We start from the raw sequence: 17061 nt of genomic DNA on the forward strand, positions 1-17061 counted from the left end.
ATTGCCTCGTTTGCGGCAGCGGTGCCGGAGAATTCGGCCTCGGCCTCGCCTAGTGCGGCCATCGCCGCCGGATCGCTCGCCAGCCATTCCTCGATGGCTTCGAGCTCGGTGCCCTCCAGCGAGCCGTTCAGATAAAACGGCAGCAGCATTTCCATTTCGTCGCGGCGTGACATTTTTTCAGCGGCGCTCATGGCCACCCCCTGTCGTAACCGGCGGCCTTGAGGGCTTCGCCGAGTTTCTTGCGGGCGTAGAACATCCTGGTCTTGACCGTTGCGACCGGGATGCCGAGTACCTCGCCGATCTCGCTCACCGATTGCCCGTGATAATAGGCAAGGTCGATCACCGTGCGGTGCTCTTCCGGCATGGCATCGATAAAGCGTCGCAAGGCGGCGGCCTTGTCTTCCTTCATCGTCACGACTTCCGGCGTGTCGGCGCCGTCGGCGACCCGGGCCGCGTCATCGTCGTCGATCCAGTCTTCCTTCTTCTTGCGCAGCAGGGACAGCGCCTTGAAGCGGGCAATGCCGAGCAGCCATGTCGAGACCTCCGAGCGCCCCTCGAAGGCCGGTGCCTGCCGCCAGAGTTCGAGGAACACCTCGTTCGCGATATCGTCGGCCATCAGTTCCGATCCCGTCTGGCGTGCCACGAAGCGGTAGACCCGCGCGTGGTGGCGCATGAACAGGAGCCGCACGGCGGCACGGTCACCTTTCGCGACCCGCTCGACAAGCGCGCGATCGGTCTCCGCGGCCGTCATCGCCGGTCGAGCCGCCTGGCTCCTGCCTGCTCTGTCGCTGATCGGCCCAAAAAGGTTCACCGCATCCGCCCGTATATTTGCGGAGGCTAACTGAAGAGCGGGAGCGTTGCCAGAGGGAGAAGAGGGCGCGCGCTCAGCTCAGGAATGGCTCGGCCTTCATCGTCGCCGGCACCGGCACGCCGAGGCGCACAAGCACCGTCGGCGCGAGCTGCAGCTGATCGAGCAGCGTATTGGCTTCCGGACCCTCGCCGGATCCGAAGTAGTAAAGTGCGAAATCCTGCATCTCCTCGTCGTGGCCGCCATGATGGCCGCGATCGGTCTGGCCATGATCGGCGGTGACGATCACCTCGTAGCCGGCTTCCCGCCAGCGCGGCAGAAAGCCGGCGAGCATGGCGTCCATTGCATAGACGGCATGATCCATCTCGTGGCAGTCATGGCCGAAGCGGTGGCCCATCGAGTCCAGCGTGCAGCTGTGCAGGATGCCGTAGTCGATGCCGTAGCGCCTGGTCAGCATGGTCAACGTCGCGAACAGGTCGACGTCGCTCGGCGTCATCTGGTTCCTGGCATTGTAGCCGGTCATGGTGTGGAACCGGCCATGGCTGATCGGCCTGCCCGGCTGGTCGAACTCCATGTCCTCGACCAGGTCGAACGGATAGGCCCGAAAGAATTCGGACCAGTAGGAGTGGGTGACCGCACCGGTCTTGCCGCCGGCCCTGCTGACTTCGGAAAAGATGTCCGGCTGTTCGACGCGAAACCGGTTCTCGTTCGACAGGATGCCGTGCACTTGAGGCGGCACGCCGGTGTGGATCGAGGCATAGCAGGATGCCGAGGTCGACGGCAGCACGGAGCGCATCTTCCACACGCGGGCTTCGCCTGATTGCACCCAGCCTTCGAGATTGCCCATCAGCCGTCGCCAGTTCCGGTAAGGCACGCCGTCGAGGATGATGAGCAATAGTTTTGTGTTGAGCGCCAAGGGCGCCTCCATGCGGCTTAATCGGAAAAGTCAGGGCGGGCCTGCCGTTCAATCCACGCCCGGACAGGATCGTCGGGCGCAAAGGGCGGCCCGCTAGTTCCCCGCGCTGGCCATGCGCCGTCCCTTGATCGCTTTCTCTAGCCAGCCGATCTCCATTTCTGGCACCGACGATAGCAAAAGATCGGTGTAGGCATCGAAGGGTGGCGTCAGCACGGTGCTCTTGGCGCCGTAGCGCACCACTTCGCCGCGATACATCACGGCGATTGAATCGGCGATCGACTTGACCGTGGCCAGGTCGTGGGTGATGAACAGATAGGCGACGTTTTCCTCTTTCTGCAGCCCGAGGAGCAGCTCCAGTATGCCGTGGGCGACCAGCGGATCGAGCGCCGAGGTCACCTCGTCGCAGATGATCAGCTTCGGCTTTGCGGCGAGCGAGCGGGCGATGCAGACGCGCTGCTTCTGGCCGCCCGAAAGCTCGGCCGGATAGCGGTCGACATAGCCTTTGCCCATTTCGATCTTGTCGAGCAGTTCCGCGACACGGGCGTCACGTTGCCTTCCGCGCAGACCGAAATAGAATTCCAGCGGCCGGCCGATGATGGTGCCGACCGTCTGGCGCGGGTTCATCGCCACGTCGGCCATCTGGTAGATCATCTGCAGTTGGCGAAGATCCTCTTTCGGCCGGTCGGCAAGCCGGTTGGCGAGCGGCCGTCCGTCGAAGGTGACGGTGCCTTGTTCGGGCGGCAAGAGGCCGGTGATGGCGCGCGCCAGTGTCGATTTGCCGGAGCCGGACTCGCCGACCACCGCCAGCGTCTGGCCGGGGAAAATATCGATCGAGACGTTCTTCAGCACCTTGATGTGACTGCGGCCATAGGCGGCGGTGATGTTCTTGACCGACAGGAACGGGCTCGTGCCAGGCTTCTGCTCCTGGTGTTCGATCTCATGCACCGAAACCAGCGCGTTGGTGTATTCCTGGCGCGGCTCCTTGATGATCTGGCGGGTGCCGCCCCATTCGACCAGCCGGCCGTGGCGCAGCACCATGATCTCGTCCGAGACCTGGGCGACGACGGCAAGGTCGTGAGTGATGTAGAGCGCCGCGACATGCGTGTCGCGGATGGCATCCTTGATCGCCGCCAAGACGTCGATCTGCGTCGTCACGTCGAGCGCCGTGGTCGGCTCGTCGAAGACGATCAGGTCGGGTTCCGAGCACAGCGCCATTGCCGTCATCACGCGCTGCAGCTGACCGCCCGAGACCTGGTGGGGGAAGCGCTCGCCGATGCTTTCGGGGTTCGGCAGGCTGAGCTTCTTGAACAGCGCCACGGCGCGCTTTTCGGCTTCGGCCCGCGTCGCCGTGCCGTGCAGGAGTGCTGCCTCGACCACCTGGTCCATCAGCCTGTGCGCCGGATTGAAGGCGGCTGCCGCCGATTGCGCGACATAGCAGACCTCGCGGCCGCGCAATTTGCGAAATCCTTCGTTGCCGCCCTTCAGGATGTCGCGGCCATTGAGGATGACCTCGCCGCCGGTGATGCGCACGCCGCCGCGGCCGTAGCCCATCGACGACAGGCCGATGGTCGATTTGCCGGCGCCGGACTCGCCGATCAGGCCAAGCACCTTGCCCTTCTCCAGCGTCAGCGAGACATCGTGCACCAGCACGATGTTCTTCGGCGCCTCACCCGGCGGGTATACCGTGGCCTCGATGCGCAGATTGCGAATGTCGAGCAGCACGCCGGACTTCGGTTGCCCGGGCTTCGGTTGCCCGGGCTTCGGTTGCTTGTCAGCCATTACCCGCGTCCTCCCTTCAGGCTTGTCGTGCGGTTGAGCACCCAGTCGGCGACGAGATTGACGGAAATCGCCAGCGCTGCGATCGCCGCCGCCGGAATGAGGGCGGCGCCTATGCCGAAGACGATGCCGTCCTTGTTTTCCTTGACCATGCCGCCCCAATCGGCGCTAGGCGGCTGCACGCCAAGGCCGAGGAAGGACAGCGTCGACAGGAACAGTACGGCATAGATGAAGCGCAGGCCGAGTTCCGAAACCAGCGGCGACAGCGCATTGGGCAGGATCTCGCGGAAGATGATCCAGCCGCTGCCTTCGCCGCGCAATTTGGCCGCCTCGACATAATCCATGACGTTGATGTCGACGGCGACCGCCCTCGACAGGCGGTAGACGCGGGTCGAATCCAGAACGCCCATGACCAGGATCAGCGTCACCAGATTGGATGGCAGCACCGACAGCACGACAAGGGCCATGATCAATGTCGGGATCGACATCAGGAGATCGACGAGACGCGACAGAAGCGTGTCGAACCAGCCGCCGAACACCGCGGCCGAGAAGCCGAGGATGGCACCGAGCGAGAACGACAGCGCGGTCGCCAGCACCGCGATGAACAGGGTGATTCGGGCGCCGTAGATCATGCGCGACAACAGATCGCGGCCGAGATTGTCGGTGCCCAGCCAATGCGCCGCCGACATCGGTTCCCAAGGGACGTCGCTGACGATCTCGGCATTGCCATGCGGCGCGATCCACGGCGCAAAAATTGCTGCCAGCACGAACAGCGCCGTCAGCACGATGCCGACCAATGCCGGGATGGGGATGCGTTTGATGACGAGCATACCCGCCCCCCTCATTTCGGATGTCTGAGGCGCGGATTGGCGATGATCGCCGCTATGTCCGCGATGATGTTCAGGCTGATGTAGACGGCGGCGAAGATCAGCCCGACCGCCTGCACCACCGGCACGTCACGCTTGGTGACGTGGTCGACGAGGTATTGGCCCATGCCTGGATAGACAAAGATAACTTCGACCACGACGACGCCGACGATCAGGTAAGCGAGATTGAGCATCACGACGTTGATGATCGGCGCAATGGCATTGGGGAAGGCATGCCTGCGGATGACCGCGAAGGCCGAAAGCCCCTTGAGTTCGGCGGTTTCGACATAGGCCGACTGCATGACATTGAGGATCGCGGCGCGCGTCATGCGCATCATATGGGCTAGCACCACCAGGGTCAGCGCCGCCGCCGGCAGTGCGATGGCCTGAATGCGTTCGCCGAAAGGCATCCCGTCATAGACAGTGGAAATGGCGGGAAACCATTGATGTTGCACCGCGAAGAAAAAGACGAGCACATAGCCGACGAAGAATTCCGGGAAGGACGTCGAGGCCAGCGCCAGTCCCGAGATCAGCTTGTCGACCCAGCCATTGCGGTAGCGCACCGCGATCAGCCCGAGGATGATCGCCAGCGGCACCGCGACGACCGCCGCCCAGAAGGCGAGGAACAGCGTGTTCCACAGCCTTCCCTTGATAGAGGTTGCGATATCCTGACCGCTCGACATCGCCGTGCCGAGATCACCGGTCAGAATGCCGCCGAGCCAGCGAAAATAACGGATGTAAGCGGGATCATTGAGGCCGAGCTGCTCGCGCAGATTGGCGAGCGACTCCGGTGTCGCCGACTGTCCTAGGATGGCTTGCGCGACGTCGCCGGGCAGGATCTGGGTGCCGGCGAAGATCAGGACCGAAACGGCCAACAGCAGCAGAATGCCCAGCGCAATGCGCTGGGCCACCAGTTTCACGATGGGTGAGGACATATCCGCAAGGCCGGGCTCAGGCTTCGAGCCAGCACTTCGCCAGAGCATATCCGTTCATCAACTCCTGATGCGGATCATCCACCCACCCGGCAACCTTGGCGCCCGTCGCGTCGATAAACTGATTGAACATCGGCAGGATCAGGCCGCCCTCGTCGCGCACCATCACAGCCATGTCGTGGTACATTGCCTTGCGCTTGGCCTCGTCGAGCTCGGCGCGAGCCGCCAGCACCATCTTGTCGAAATCCGGACGCTTGAACCGTGTGTCGTTCCAGTCGGCCGTCGACAGATAGGCAGTCGAGTACATCTGGTCCTGCGTCGACCGGCCGCCCCAGTAGGAGGCGCAGAAGGGCTGCTTGTTCCAGACTTCCGACCAATAGCCGTCGCCCGGCTCGCGCTTGATCTCCAGCGTGATGCCGGCCTTGGCAGCACTCTGCTGGAACAGCTGTGCAGCATCGACGGCACCGGGGAAGGCGACGTCCGACGTCCGGAGCAGGACGGCACCGTCATGGCCCGACTTCTTGTAGTGGAACTTGGCCTTGTCGGGATCGTATTTGCGCTGCTCGATTTCGGTGAATAGCGGGTACGATGCATTGATCGGGAAGTCGTTGCCGAGCGAGCCATAGCCACGCAGCACCTTGTTCAGCATCTCCTCGCGGTCGATCGCCAGCTTCAACGCCATCCGCAAATCGTTGTTGTCGAACGGCGCGGTGTTGCAGTGCATGATGAAGACGTAGTGGCCGGGTCCCGAATGGTTGCGGATGGTGACGCCGGGCACGCGCTTGATCAGATCGACGATCTTCGGCTCGACGCGGTTGATCATGTGGACCTGGCCGCCCTGCAGGGCGGCCGTGCGCGCCGTGGCGTCGTTGATGACGATGATCTCTATCTGGTCGGCATGGCCCATCTTGTCGCCCTGCCAATAATTGGCGAAGCGCTCGCCGCCATGGCGCACGCCGGGCTCGTTGGTGGTGACCTTGTAAGGACCCGCCGAGATGCCGGCATCGGCCTTGTCCTTGCCGCCATTCGGCTGAATGATCAGGTGATAGTCGCTAAGCAGGTAGGGCAGGTCGGCATTCGGCTCCTTCAGCGTCAGCACCACTTCCTTGCCGCTGGCCTTGATGCTCTCGATGCCTTTCATATAACCGAGCGCACCGGACTTTGACTTCTCGTCCGAATGGCGTTCGAGGGTGGCGGCCACGTCCTCTGCGGTCACCTTCTTGCCGTTGTGGAACTCGACGCCATCGCGGATCTTCAGCGTCCAGGTCTTGGCGTCGTCCGACGAGCCGATCTCCTCGGCGATGCGGTTCTCGAGCTTGCCTTCGGGAGACAGTTCGACGATCAGTTCGCCCCACATCTTGCCGAAGGCGAACGGCACCTGCGTCATAAACAGCGCCGGATCGAGGCTGTTGGTGGACTCGCCACCGACCAGGCCGGCCTTGAGCGTGCCGCCCTTGACCGGACCCGCCGCGCGGGAAGCGCTGGATAGCAGCGAATTGGCGATGGTTGCGGTGACGCCAAGCGCTGCTGCCCGGCCGAGAAAATCGCGACGGCTCAGCTTGCCGGACGCAACGCGCCGGCTCAGATATTCCAGTTCGTTTGACATGTTGAGTTCCTCACTCTGCTGGTCCGACCTTATGGTCGTTTTTCTCATTTCTATCGGGAGAATAATGACCGTAAGGGAAAGCGGTAAGCAAGACCGAATGCGACATGCCGTGGCGTAAATCGTGCGTCGCAATTGGACCAATCGCTATAAGCGCTCAAAGCAGTGCGCGCGGGATTTTCTCCTCGAAGTTGCGCTCGAAGACCAGTTTTTCGCCTTCGTAGGCTTCGATTCTGGCGCTAACCACGAAGCTTTGCGCGTCGGACCGCATTTCGGCGAAGGTTTCGGTGCGCACCGACCATCCATTTCGCGACAGCGTCTGGGTCCAATGCGTCTTGCCCGAGGCTGACAGCGGATTGTCGGGATGGATCGCCCATGTCTCTCTGGCGATGCTGCCATTGGCGAGGCCATGCTCCAGGTCGCGCACCTCACCGAAATCGTCGACGATGGAAAGCGTAATCATTCCGGTCTTTTCGTCGCGATCGACATGACGCTCGGAATTGGCGGCGCGGACCGTTTCGGTTGCCCAGGGCGTGGCGCTTTCGGGGGCGGGGAAGGTGACCTCGTCGCCTGTCGCCGGCGGGCGTACCGGCAGCATCAATGTCGCGGCCGACAATTCCAGCCGGACCGGCTCCGGCGACGGCCAGATCATCGGCCAGTAGGCGTTCGAAACGGCAACGCGCAAGCGATGGCCGGCCGGCACGCGATAGGCGCATTGGTCGAGCACCACCCGGGCGCTGACGGTCTCGCCGGGCACCAGCGCTTCGGGAAATTCGTGCGAGTTGCGATGTGTCAGGTTGAGCACGCCGTAGGAAATCAGCTCCGATGCTCCGTCCGGATGGACGTCGCACAGCCGGACCGCGATGTTCGCCTGGCGCCGGTCCGACGAGACCCTGACCACAACTTCGGGAGCACCGACAATGTCGACCGTTTCGGTCAGCACCGGCTGGTCGAAGCACACCGACAGCGCATCGTCGGGGCGCTGGTCACCCGGCAGTTCCGGGCCGAAGGTGAAGGGGAAATATTCGCCGCCGGCGAGGCCGCAGCTTTGCGGCGAAGCGACGATAGCGTGGTTGCCTTCAGCGATAAGCTCAACCTCTTGCGTCTTGATGTTAGGTGACGGCCATTCCGATTCAGCGACCCAGCGGCCCGGCCGCTCGGGATGCCAGCGCGCCGGACGCACGCTGTCCATGACATAGGCGCGGTAGGCGGGGTCGGCCTCGACGCCGGTGTCGATGTCCTTCAGCCAGCGGTCCCACCAGCGCAAGGCCTCCTGCAGGAAGCCGATGCGCGGTTCGGGCGCGGCGTAATGCGGGTATTTGTGGATCCACGGGCCGACGATGCCCTTGACCGGCGCCTCGATATTGACGGCGAGATGGGAAATCGTATTGCGATAGCCATCATGCCAGCCGCCGATCGACAGCACCGCGGCATGGATGGCGGAATAGTCCTCGCCGATCGAGCCGCGCTTCCAATAGGCATCGCGATGCTGGTGCTTCAGCCACAGCGGTGCCAGGAAGGGCTGGTTCTCCAGCCTGGTCAGCCACAGGTCGCGCCATCTGTTGTCGCCGGCCAGCAACGGATCCGGCGGCCTTGACGAATAGGACAGCATGGTCGAGGCCCAGCCGAAATTCTCGATCAGCAGGCAGCCGCCCTTGTAGTGGATGTCGTCGGCATAGCGGTCGACCGTCGAACAGAGACTGATGACCGCCTTCAGCGCCGGCGGCTGCTTAGACGCCACCTGCAGGCAGTTGAAGCCGCCCCACGAAATGCCCATCATGCCGACATTGCCGTTGCACCAGGGCTGGTCCGCCGCCCAGGCGATGACGTCGCAAGCGTCCTGCAATTCCTGCTCGGAATATTCGTCGTCCATCAGCCCTTCGGAATCGCCATTGCCGCGCATGTCGACGCGGATCGAGGCGTAGCCGTGGCCGGCAAAATAGGGATGCGTCAGCTGATCACGATAGATCGTGCCGTCGCGCTTGCGATAGGGCAGGTGTTCGAGGATTGCCGGCACTGGGTCGTCGGCAGCATCGGCCGGCATCCACACCCGCGCCGACAGCCGGCAGCCGTCCGGCATGATGATCCCCATATCCGGAAATTCGACGATCTTTCGGGGGAATTCAGTGACGATTTTCATGCGGGCGAACTCCAGGAGCGCCAGATGATGGAGCCCGTGAGAGCGCGTCATGGGCCAGTCAACGAATTCGGCTGGTCAATCCGCGTCAATTCAGCGGAATGTCGTTTTCGTCCTTGCCGGCCTGATAGGCGCCGGACAATTCGTCATAGCGCGTTGATATTGTGTGGATGCGCGCTTCCAGCCGACCGCGCTCGGGGTCCGGCAGCGAGCGCACCAATTTGCGGATCGAAAAGCTCTTCCAATAGGCATTCTCGGCATTGTAGCCGCCGGGATCGAGGGTGAAGACCTCTTTCAGGATCTTCAAATCGTGCGGGATGTCGAAGCTGTCGCGCGAGTCCTCGTGGCTGAACAGATAGAAGAAATTGTCGAAGCCGGTCCAGGTGATCGCCGATAGACAGAGCGAGCAGGGCTCGTGGGTGGCGAGGAAGATAGCCTCCCTGGTGTCGACGCGCTCGGCTTTCGGCAGTTCGTAGAAGCGCTTCAGGCAGTGCACCTCGCCGTGCCAGAGCGGGTTTTCGGTCTCGTTATTGGTTTCGGCAAGCACCAGCGAGCGGTCGTCCTTGCGCAGGATCGCCGCGCCGAACAACTTGTTGCCATGCGCGACGCCCTCGGCCGTCTTCGGCACGATGTCGTGCTCTATGACATCGAGCAGGCGGTCGATCAGCGAAATGTCGGTCATCACCGGCTCCCATCGGGAAGATGTATCTCGTAGGCGTGCGAGAAATGGCACTCTTCGAGATTGGAGTCGTCGCCGCCACGGTCGACGACCAGGAAGTCCTGCGGCTCGCCGATCGGCGTCAGCACGCCGTGCCACAAATTGCGCGGATAGTTGATGCCTTGCCCGGGCGCGGTGATGAAGGCATGCGGCTCGCCCGGGCCCTCCTCGCCGTCATGGCAGACGACGACCAGGAACGGCCGTGGTGACAGCGGGATGAAGGCCTGGCTGCCAAACGGATGGCGCTCCACCATGGTAAGCTTCAACGGCAGCTCATAGTGCGTGCCACGCACCATCGAGATCAGCACGCGCGCATTCGGCCCTCGTGCTTCCGCGGTGGCGAGGTCATGGTAGCGCTCGGCCTTGCCGCCATTGATCGGATAATGGTTGTCGCCGCCCATATCGATGACGTCGCCGAATTCGGCGAAATTCTCGCGGGTCAGCGGCCGCGCGACGATGCGGGTCATGGTGTAGGTCTCGCGACGCCGGCGCTGCCAAGCTTGGCGTGGCGGTTGACGTCCTTGTAGAGGAGATAGCGGAATTTGCCTGGCCCGCCGGCATAACAAGCCTGCGGGCAGAAGGCGCGCAGCCACATATAATCGCCAGCCTCGACCTCGACCCAGTCCTGGTTGAGACGATAGACCGCCTTGCCCTCCAGCACATAGAGCCCGTGCTCCATGACATGCGTCTCGGCGAAAGGAATGACCGCGCCCGGCTCGAGCGTGACGATGGTGACATGCATGTCGTGGCGCATGTCGGCCGGATCGACGAAGCGCGTGGTCGCCCATCGGCCTTCGGTACCCGGCATCGGCGTCGGCGCGATGTCCTGTTCGTTGACAAAGAACGCTTGCGGCGGCTCGATGCCGTCGACTGCATCATAAGTCTTGCGGATCCAGTGGAAGCGGACGGCGGCGCCGCTTTCATTGTGCACCGTCCACCCACTCGCCGGCGGCAGGAAGGCAAAGCCGCCCGGCCTTAAGCTATGTTTCTTGCCGGCAAGCGAAACGCTTAGCTCGCCTTCGACCACGAACAGCGCACCTTCGGCGGCGGCGTCAAGCTCAGGGTGGTCGCTGCCGCCGCCAGGCGCGAGCTCGACGATGTATTGCGAAAACGTCTCGGCAAAACCCGACAGCGGCCGCGACAGCACCCAGACGCGTGTCCCATCCCAGAACGGCAAGGCGCTGGTGACGATGTCCTGCATCACGCCCTTGGGGATGACGGCATAGGCCTGTGTGAACACAGCGCGGCCGGTCAGCAATTCGCTCTGGCCGGGATGTCCGCCCTGCGGCGCATAATAGGTTCGCTCGGCCATTTTCATCATATCCATAAATTCAAGCCTGTTGCGGAAGCCAGGGCCTATCGCGGCAGCCAAAGCCTATTGCGGAAGCATGTCCTTGAGACGAAGCAGCGCGATGCGCTCGACCTGTCTGCAGGCGGTTTCGAATTCGACATCGTGGCTGTTGCCAATACGCGCCTCGAACTCGGCCAGGATCTCCCCCTTGGTCTTGCCTTTCACCGCAATAATGAAGGGGAAACCGAAACTGGTGACGTAGGCGGCATTGAGTTTTGCGAACAGCTCGCGCTCCTTGTCGGTCAGCGCGTCGAGGCCGGCCGAAGCCTGTTCCCTCGAGGATTCCGCCGTCAGCCGCTTGGCCTGCGCCAGTTTTCCGGCAAGGTCGGGGTGGGCATTGAGCACGGAAAGCCGCTCGGCCTCGCTTGCCGCGCGAAAGACGCGGCAGAGCGCATTGTGCAGGCCGCCGGCACTGTCATGCGCCGGGCCGAGCTCCAGCTCATAAGCGCGCTCGGCAATCCACGGCGAATGCTCGAACACGCCGCCAAATGTATGGACGAAGGCCTCGAATTCCATTTTCGACGGGCGCAGCGCCGGCAACCGGAACGGATGCGTCTCCTGCCAATGTTTTGCGATGTCGATGCGCCGTGCCAGCCAGACCTTGTCGTGTGATTTGACGTAGTCGATGAAGCGCTTCAGTGCCGCGACCCGGCCCGGCCGGCCGACGAGGCGGCAGTGCAGGCCGATGTTCATCATGCGCGGCCGTCCTGCCTTGCCCTCGGCATAGAGCGTATCGAAACTATCCTTGAGATAGGCAAAGAATTGGTCGCCCGAGTTGAAGCCTTGCGGCGTGGCAAAGCGCATGTCGTTGGCGTCGAGCGTATAGGGGATGACCAGCTGCGGCTTCGCCGACCCGTCCGGTGCCGCATGCTCGAACCAGTAGGGCAGTTCGTCGTCATAGGTGTCCGACACATAATCGAAGCCGCCCTCTTCCGCCGCCAGCCGCACCGTGTTGATCGAGGTGCGGCCGGTGTACCAGCCGGTCGGCCGCGCCCCTGTCACCTCATAATGCAGCCGGATCGCCGCCTCCATGTCGCGGCGCTCGTCTTCTGGCGCATGGTCGCGGTAGTCGATCCATTTCAGCCCGTGCGAAGCGATCTCCCAGCCGGCCTCCTGCATCGCCGCAACCTGGTCGGGCGAACGCGCCAGGGCCGTGGCGACGCCATAGCAGGTGACCGGCACTTGCGCCGCGCTGAATAGGCGCAGCAATCGCCAGAAGCCCGCTCGGGCGCCGTATTCGTAGATCGATTCCATGTTCCAGTGGCGCTGGCCGGGCCAGGGCGCGGCGCCGACGATCTCCGACAGGAAAGCCTCCGAAGCCTTGTCGCCGTGCAGGACGCAATTCTCGCCGCCCTCTTCGTAATTGACGACGAACTGCACCGCGACATGCGCCCCGCCGGGCCATTTCGGATCCGGCGGATTGGCTCCGTAGCCGCGCATGTCTCGTTCGTAACGCATTCTCGCTCCTGCCGGAAATTGTGATCAGGATAGTCGAAAGGAGTGCCTGCGCATTCCCCCGAAATTTTTGAAAGTGTTTTTGTCGCGGTCCGCTCGACCGGGACTTATGCATCGCCTTTAATTGGCGCACAATTCATGAATAGTGTTCGACTGTGCAGGGAATGGAGCAGCCAGTGGCGGAAACGTCGAAAGCCGAAGGCGGGCGCCTGACGACCCACGTCCTCGACACTGCGGCCGGTAAACCGGCGGCCGGTCTGTCGATCGAGCTCTATCATCTTGACGGTCAGGCCCGGACGCATCTGAAAACGGTCGTCACCAATGATGACGGCCGTTGCGATGCTCCGCTGCTTGCCGGCGCGGAATTCCGTACCGGCGAATACGAGCTGGTCTTTGCGGCCGGCGATTATCTGCGCCGGCAAGGGACAAAACTGCCGGAACCGGCCTTCCTCGACCATGTGCCGATCCGCTTCGGTATGGCCGAGCCGATGCACTATCATGTGCCGCTGCTTCTGTCGCCGTACGGTTATTCGACCTACCGGGGAAGCTGAGATGGCAGGGATCAAGACACGCAACGAAATCCGCTTCATCCTCAATGGCGAGGACGTCGCGCTCGGCACGGTTGCACCCGACCAGACCCTGCTCGACTGGCTGCGGCTCGACCGCTCGCTGCGCGGCACCAAGGAAGGTTGCGCCGAGGGCGACTGTGGCGCCTGCACGGTGCTGGTCGGCAGGCTCTCCGGTGGAACACTGGTCTATGAAAGCGTCAATGCCTGCATCCGCTTCCTTGGCTCGCTAGACGGCACGCATGTAGTGACCGTCGAGCATCTGCGCGGCGACGCAGGAAAACTGCATCCCGTGCAGCAGGCGATGGTCGATTTCCACGGCTCGCAATGCGGCTTCTGCACACCGGGTTTCGTCATGTCGCTTTATGCTCTGTGGATGCGGACGCCGGAGCCGTCGGACGCCGCCATCGAAAAGGCGCTGCAAGGCAATCTCTGCCGCTGCACCGGCTACGAGGCGATCATGCGCGCCGCACGTGCCATCTCCAGCTACGGCCCGGCGGCAAAGGATCCGCTGGCGGCGGAGCGCAAGTCAGTCACGGCTAAGCTCGAAGCGATGAAGGACGGTTCGCGCATCGAGATCGNCCGCTGGCGGCGGAGCGCAAGTCAGTCACGGCTAAGCTCGAAGCGATGAAGGACGGTTCGCGCATCGAGATCGGCTCCGGCAGCATGCGGCTGATCGTGCCGGCCAATGCCGACGATCTGGCCAGCGTGCTGGTCAAGGAGCCGGCAGCCACTATCGTCGCGGGTTCGACCGATGTCGGCCTTTGGGTGACCAAGCACATGCGCGATATTGCGCCGGCGATTTTCATCGGCAATCTCGACGGTCTGTGCGGGATTTCCGAGGACAAAGGCGTCATCTCGATCGGCGCCGGTGTCACCTATAGCGAAGCCTTCTCGATGCTGGCGAAACGCATCACGGCGCTCGGCCCGCTGTTCGATCGCATCGGCGGCGATCAGGTGCGCAACATGGGCACCATCGGCGGCAATATCGCCAACGGTTCGCCGATCGGCGACACGCCGCCGCCGCTGATCGCACTCGGTGCCCGCCTGACGCTGCGCCGCGGCGACAAGCGGCGGACGATCCCGCTGGAGGATTTTTTCATCGCTTATGGCCGACAGGACCGGCAGCCCGGCGAATTCGTCGAGGCCGTGCATGTCCCGGTGCCAGGCAGCGAGACGAAATTTGCCGTCTACAAGATCACCAAGCGCCGCGACGAAGACATCACAGCAGCGCTAGGCGCGTTTATCCTGAAGCTCGCCGAGGATGACACGGTGGCGGATGTGCGCATCGCCTACGGCGGCATGGCGGCAACGCCGAAGCGAGCCTTTGGCGTCGAAAAGGCATTGCTTGGCAAGCCCTGGACGGAAGCGACGGTCGAGGCGGCGATGGCCGCGTATGCCGACGATTTCACGCCGCTGACCGACATGCGGGCAAGCGCCGAATACCGGGCGCTGGCGGCGCGCAACCTGCTGCTGCGCTTCTTTGCCGAAACCACCGGCACCCGGGCGCCGATCCAGGTATCACGGCACGAGGCGGCATGATGAACAAGCACGCCACGCCAAACCTGAAGGCAAAAAAAATCGCCGGCGGCGTCGCCACCGACCAGCGCCATGATTCCGCGCACAAGCATGTCAGTGGCACGGCCGTCTATATCGACGACATGCCGGAACCGGCCGGCACGCTGCATGGCTGCCTTGGGCTTTCGACGGCGACGCATGCCACCATCACCAGCATGGACCTTTCGGCGGTGCGCGCCGCACCCGGCGTCATCGACGTGCTGACGGCGAGCGACGTGCCAGGCGAGAACGACATTTCGCCGACCGGCCGTCACGACGAGCCGGTGCTGGCCGACGGCAAGGTGCAATTCTTTGGCCAGCCGATCTTCTGCGTCATTGCCGAAACCCGCGAGCAGGCGCGCCGTGCAACGAGGCTGGCCAAGGTCGAATACAAGGAATTGCCGTTCGTCGCCGATGTCGGTGAGCTCGATCCACGGATGGATAAGCTGGTCACGCCGCCGCTGACGCTGAAGCGCGGTGATGCAGCGGCTGCGATCAAGGCGGCGCCGCGCCGGCTGAAGGGAAAGATGCGCATAGGCGGCCAGGAGCATTTCTATCTCGAAGGCCATATCGCCTTGGCCATCCCTGGCGAGGACCACGACGTCACCATCTATTCCTCGACCCAGCACCCGAGCGAAATCCAGCACATGGTCAGCCACGCGCTCGGTGTTCCGAGCCACGCGGTGACGGTGGAAATCCGCCGGATGGGCGGCGCTTTCGGCGGTAAGGAAACGCAAGGCAATCAGTTTGCGGCATTGGCCGCTATCGCCGCGAAGAAACATCATCGGGCCGTGAAAATCCGGCCCGACCGCGACGACGACATGATCGCCACCGGCAAACGCCACGATTTCCTCGTCGACTACGAGGTCGGCTTCGACGACGAGGGCAATATTCTGGGCGTCGATTTCATGTTCGCGGCGCGCTGCGGCTTCTCGGCCGACCTCTCCGGCCCGGTCACCGACCGCGCGCTGTTCCATTGCGACAACACCTATTTCTGGCCGGCGGTGCACGCGCAATCGGCGCCGCTCTACACCAATACGGTATCGAACACCGCCTTTCGCGGCTTCGGCGGCCCGCAAGGCATGGTCGGCGCCGAGCGCGTCATCGACGAAGTTGCGTTTGCCCTCGGCAAGGACCCGCTCGAAATCCGCAAAAAGAATTTCTACGGCACCAGCGACCGAAACATCACGCCCTATCACCAGACGGTCGAGGACAACATCATCCACCGCATCGTCGCCGAGCTGGAGGCGAGTTCCGACTATGCGAGGCGCCGCCGCACCATCGATGCTTTCAATGCCAACAGCCGCTTCATCAAGCGCGGACTGGCGCTGACGCCGGTCAAGTTCGGCATCTCGTTCACCGCCACCCACTACAACCAGGCCGGCGCGCTGGTGCATGTCTATACCGATGGTTCGGTGCATCTGAACCACGGCGGCACCGAGATGGGGCAGGGCCTCTATGTCAAGGTGGCGCAGGTCGTGGCGGAAGAGTTCCAGATCGACCTCGATCAGGTCAAGATCACCGCGACGACGACCGGCAAGGTGCCGAACACCTCGGCCACCGCCGCGTCTTCCGGCTCCGATCTCAACGGCATGGCGGCGCAGAATGCCGCCCGCCAGATCAAGGACCGGTTGATCAATTTCGCCGTCGAGAGATACCAGGTGCCGCGCGACCAGGTGCTGTTCTTGCCCAACCGCGTGCGCATCGGAAACCAGGAGATCGCCTTCGCCGATCTCGTCAGGCAGGCCTATATGGCGCGCATCCAGCTTTCGGCGGCGGGTTTCTACAAGACGCCGAAAATCCATTGGGACCGCGACAAGGGCGAGGGCCATCCCTTCTACTATTTCGCCTATGGCGCCGCGTGCTCGGAAGTCTCGGTCGATACGCTGACCGGCGAATATGTCGTCGAGCGCACCGACATCCTGCACGAAACCGGCCGCTCGCTGAACCGCGCCATCGACCTCGGCCAGATCGAGGGCGGCTTCATCCAGGGCATGGGCTGGCTGACGACGGAGGAACTGTGGTGGGACGACAAGGGGCGGCTGCGCACCCATGCGCCATCGACCTACAAGATCCCGCTCGCGTCGGACCGGCCGAAGATTTTTAATGTGACTTTGGCCGACTGGGCGCAAGCAGGCGAGCCGACGGTGCACCGCTCCAAGGCGGTCGGCGAGCCGCCCTTTCCGCTCGCAATGTCGGTGCTGCATGCGCTGTCGGACGCAGTTGCGAGCGTTGCCAGCCACAAGATCTGCCCGCGCCTCGACCCGCCGGCCACGCCGGAGCGTGTGCTGATGGCGATCGAACGGCTGAAGCGGGAAGCCAAAACCGGCACTTGAATCCCGGAAAACGTGCAATTCAGGCCGAAAAACTCTATAT

General features: G+C 63.1%; 13 protein-coding genes and 2 pseudogenes. 3 read left to right on the forward strand and 12 right to left on the reverse strand.

Annotation, left to right across the window (positions count from 1 at the left end; all coding sequences use genetic code 11):
* The 12 genes and pseudogenes from X773_RS0137680 to puuE all read right to left on the reverse strand — a co-directional run.
* Positions 1 to 191, reverse strand: a pseudogene (locus tag X773_RS0137680) (anti-sigma factor); the annotation flags it as partial.
* A complete protein-coding gene (locus X773_RS51490) occupies positions 188 to 751 on the reverse strand; it encodes a sigma-70 family RNA polymerase sigma factor (RefSeq protein ID WP_023676214.1) in 564 nt (187 codons plus the stop codon). The pseudogene X773_RS0137680 and the gene X773_RS51490, both read right to left, overlap by 4 nt.
* Before the next feature lie 133 nt (positions 752 to 884).
* Positions 885 to 1724, reverse strand: a complete 840-nt coding sequence (locus X773_RS51495) for an alkaline phosphatase family protein (protein ID WP_084641081.1) — start codon at positions 1722 to 1724, stop codon at positions 885 to 887.
* 93 nt (positions 1725 to 1817) lie between these two features.
* Positions 1818 to 3503 carry an ABC transporter ATP-binding protein gene (locus tag X773_RS51500; RefSeq protein ID WP_023676216.1) on the reverse strand — a complete coding sequence of 562 codons (1686 nt, stop codon included), beginning with the start codon at positions 3501 to 3503 and terminating at the stop codon, positions 1818 to 1820.
* Complete coding sequence (locus tag X773_RS51505; protein ID WP_023676217.1) at positions 3503 to 4330, reverse strand: ABC transporter permease; 828 nt, start codon at positions 4328 to 4330, stop codon at positions 3503 to 3505. Before X773_RS51505 ends, X773_RS51500 begins: the two co-directional genes overlap by 1 nt.
* A gap of 11 nt (positions 4331 to 4341) precedes the next feature.
* Positions 4342 to 5301 carry an ABC transporter permease gene (locus X773_RS51510; RefSeq protein ID WP_023676218.1) on the reverse strand — a complete coding sequence of 320 codons (960 nt, stop codon included), beginning with the start codon at positions 5299 to 5301 and terminating at the stop codon, positions 4342 to 4344.
* Positions 5302 to 5317: 16 nt separating this feature from the next.
* Entirely contained in the window at positions 5318 to 6904 is a 1587-nt protein-coding gene (locus tag X773_RS51515) for an ABC transporter substrate-binding protein (RefSeq protein WP_023676219.1), read from the reverse strand.
* Positions 6905 to 7058: 154 nt separating this feature from the next.
* On the reverse strand, positions 7059 to 9041 hold the full coding sequence (locus X773_RS0137685) for a CocE/NonD family hydrolase (protein WP_031211648.1): 1983 nt from the start codon (positions 9039 to 9041) through the stop codon (positions 7059 to 7061).
* Positions 9042 to 9126: 85 nt separating this feature from the next.
* Positions 9127 to 9720, reverse strand: coding sequence for a nucleoside deaminase (locus X773_RS0137695; protein WP_031211650.1), 594 nt, complete (start codon positions 9718 to 9720; stop codon positions 9127 to 9129).
* Positions 9720 to 10223 (reverse strand): ureidoglycolate lyase, encoded by a 504-nt coding sequence (locus X773_RS51520; protein WP_023676220.1) that lies wholly within the window; start codon positions 10221 to 10223, stop codon positions 9720 to 9722. The genes X773_RS0137695 and X773_RS51520 overlap by 1 nt, the downstream gene beginning before the upstream one ends.
* Positions 10220 to 11083, reverse strand: coding sequence for a bifunctional allantoicase/(S)-ureidoglycine aminohydrolase (locus X773_RS51525; RefSeq protein ID WP_031211652.1), 864 nt, complete (start codon positions 11081 to 11083; stop codon positions 10220 to 10222). Before X773_RS51525 ends, X773_RS51520 begins: the two co-directional genes overlap by 4 nt.
* A 48-nt stretch (positions 11084 to 11131) precedes the next feature.
* Positions 11132 to 12565, reverse strand: a complete 1434-nt coding sequence (gene puuE / locus X773_RS51530; RefSeq protein WP_023676222.1) for an allantoinase PuuE — start codon at positions 12563 to 12565, stop codon at positions 11132 to 11134.
* Positions 12566 to 12738: 173 nt separating this feature from the next.
* On the opposite strand from puuE, the gene uraH reads away from it, so the two are divergent.
* The 3 genes and pseudogenes from uraH (at position 12739) to xdhB (ending at position 17021) form a co-directional block, all read left to right on the forward strand.
* A complete protein-coding gene (uraH, locus tag X773_RS51535) occupies positions 12739 to 13113 on the forward strand; it encodes a hydroxyisourate hydrolase (protein ID WP_023676223.1) in 375 nt (124 codons plus the stop codon).
* Between the two features lies 1 nt (position 13114).
* Positions 13115 to 14670 (forward strand): annotated as a pseudogene (xdhA, locus tag X773_RS51540) (xanthine dehydrogenase small subunit).
* Positions 14670 to 17021, forward strand: a complete 2352-nt coding sequence (xdhB, locus tag X773_RS51545) for a xanthine dehydrogenase molybdopterin binding subunit (protein WP_023676224.1) — start codon at positions 14670 to 14672, stop codon at positions 17019 to 17021. Before xdhA ends, xdhB begins: the two are co-directional and overlap by 1 nt.
* Positions 17022 to 17061: the final 40 nt, after the last annotated feature.

Origin of the sequence: Mesorhizobium sp. LSJC280B00, from assembly GCF_000502835.1 — a bacterium.
In the GTDB taxonomy this organism is placed as follows: domain Bacteria; phylum Pseudomonadota; class Alphaproteobacteria; order Rhizobiales; family Rhizobiaceae; genus Mesorhizobium.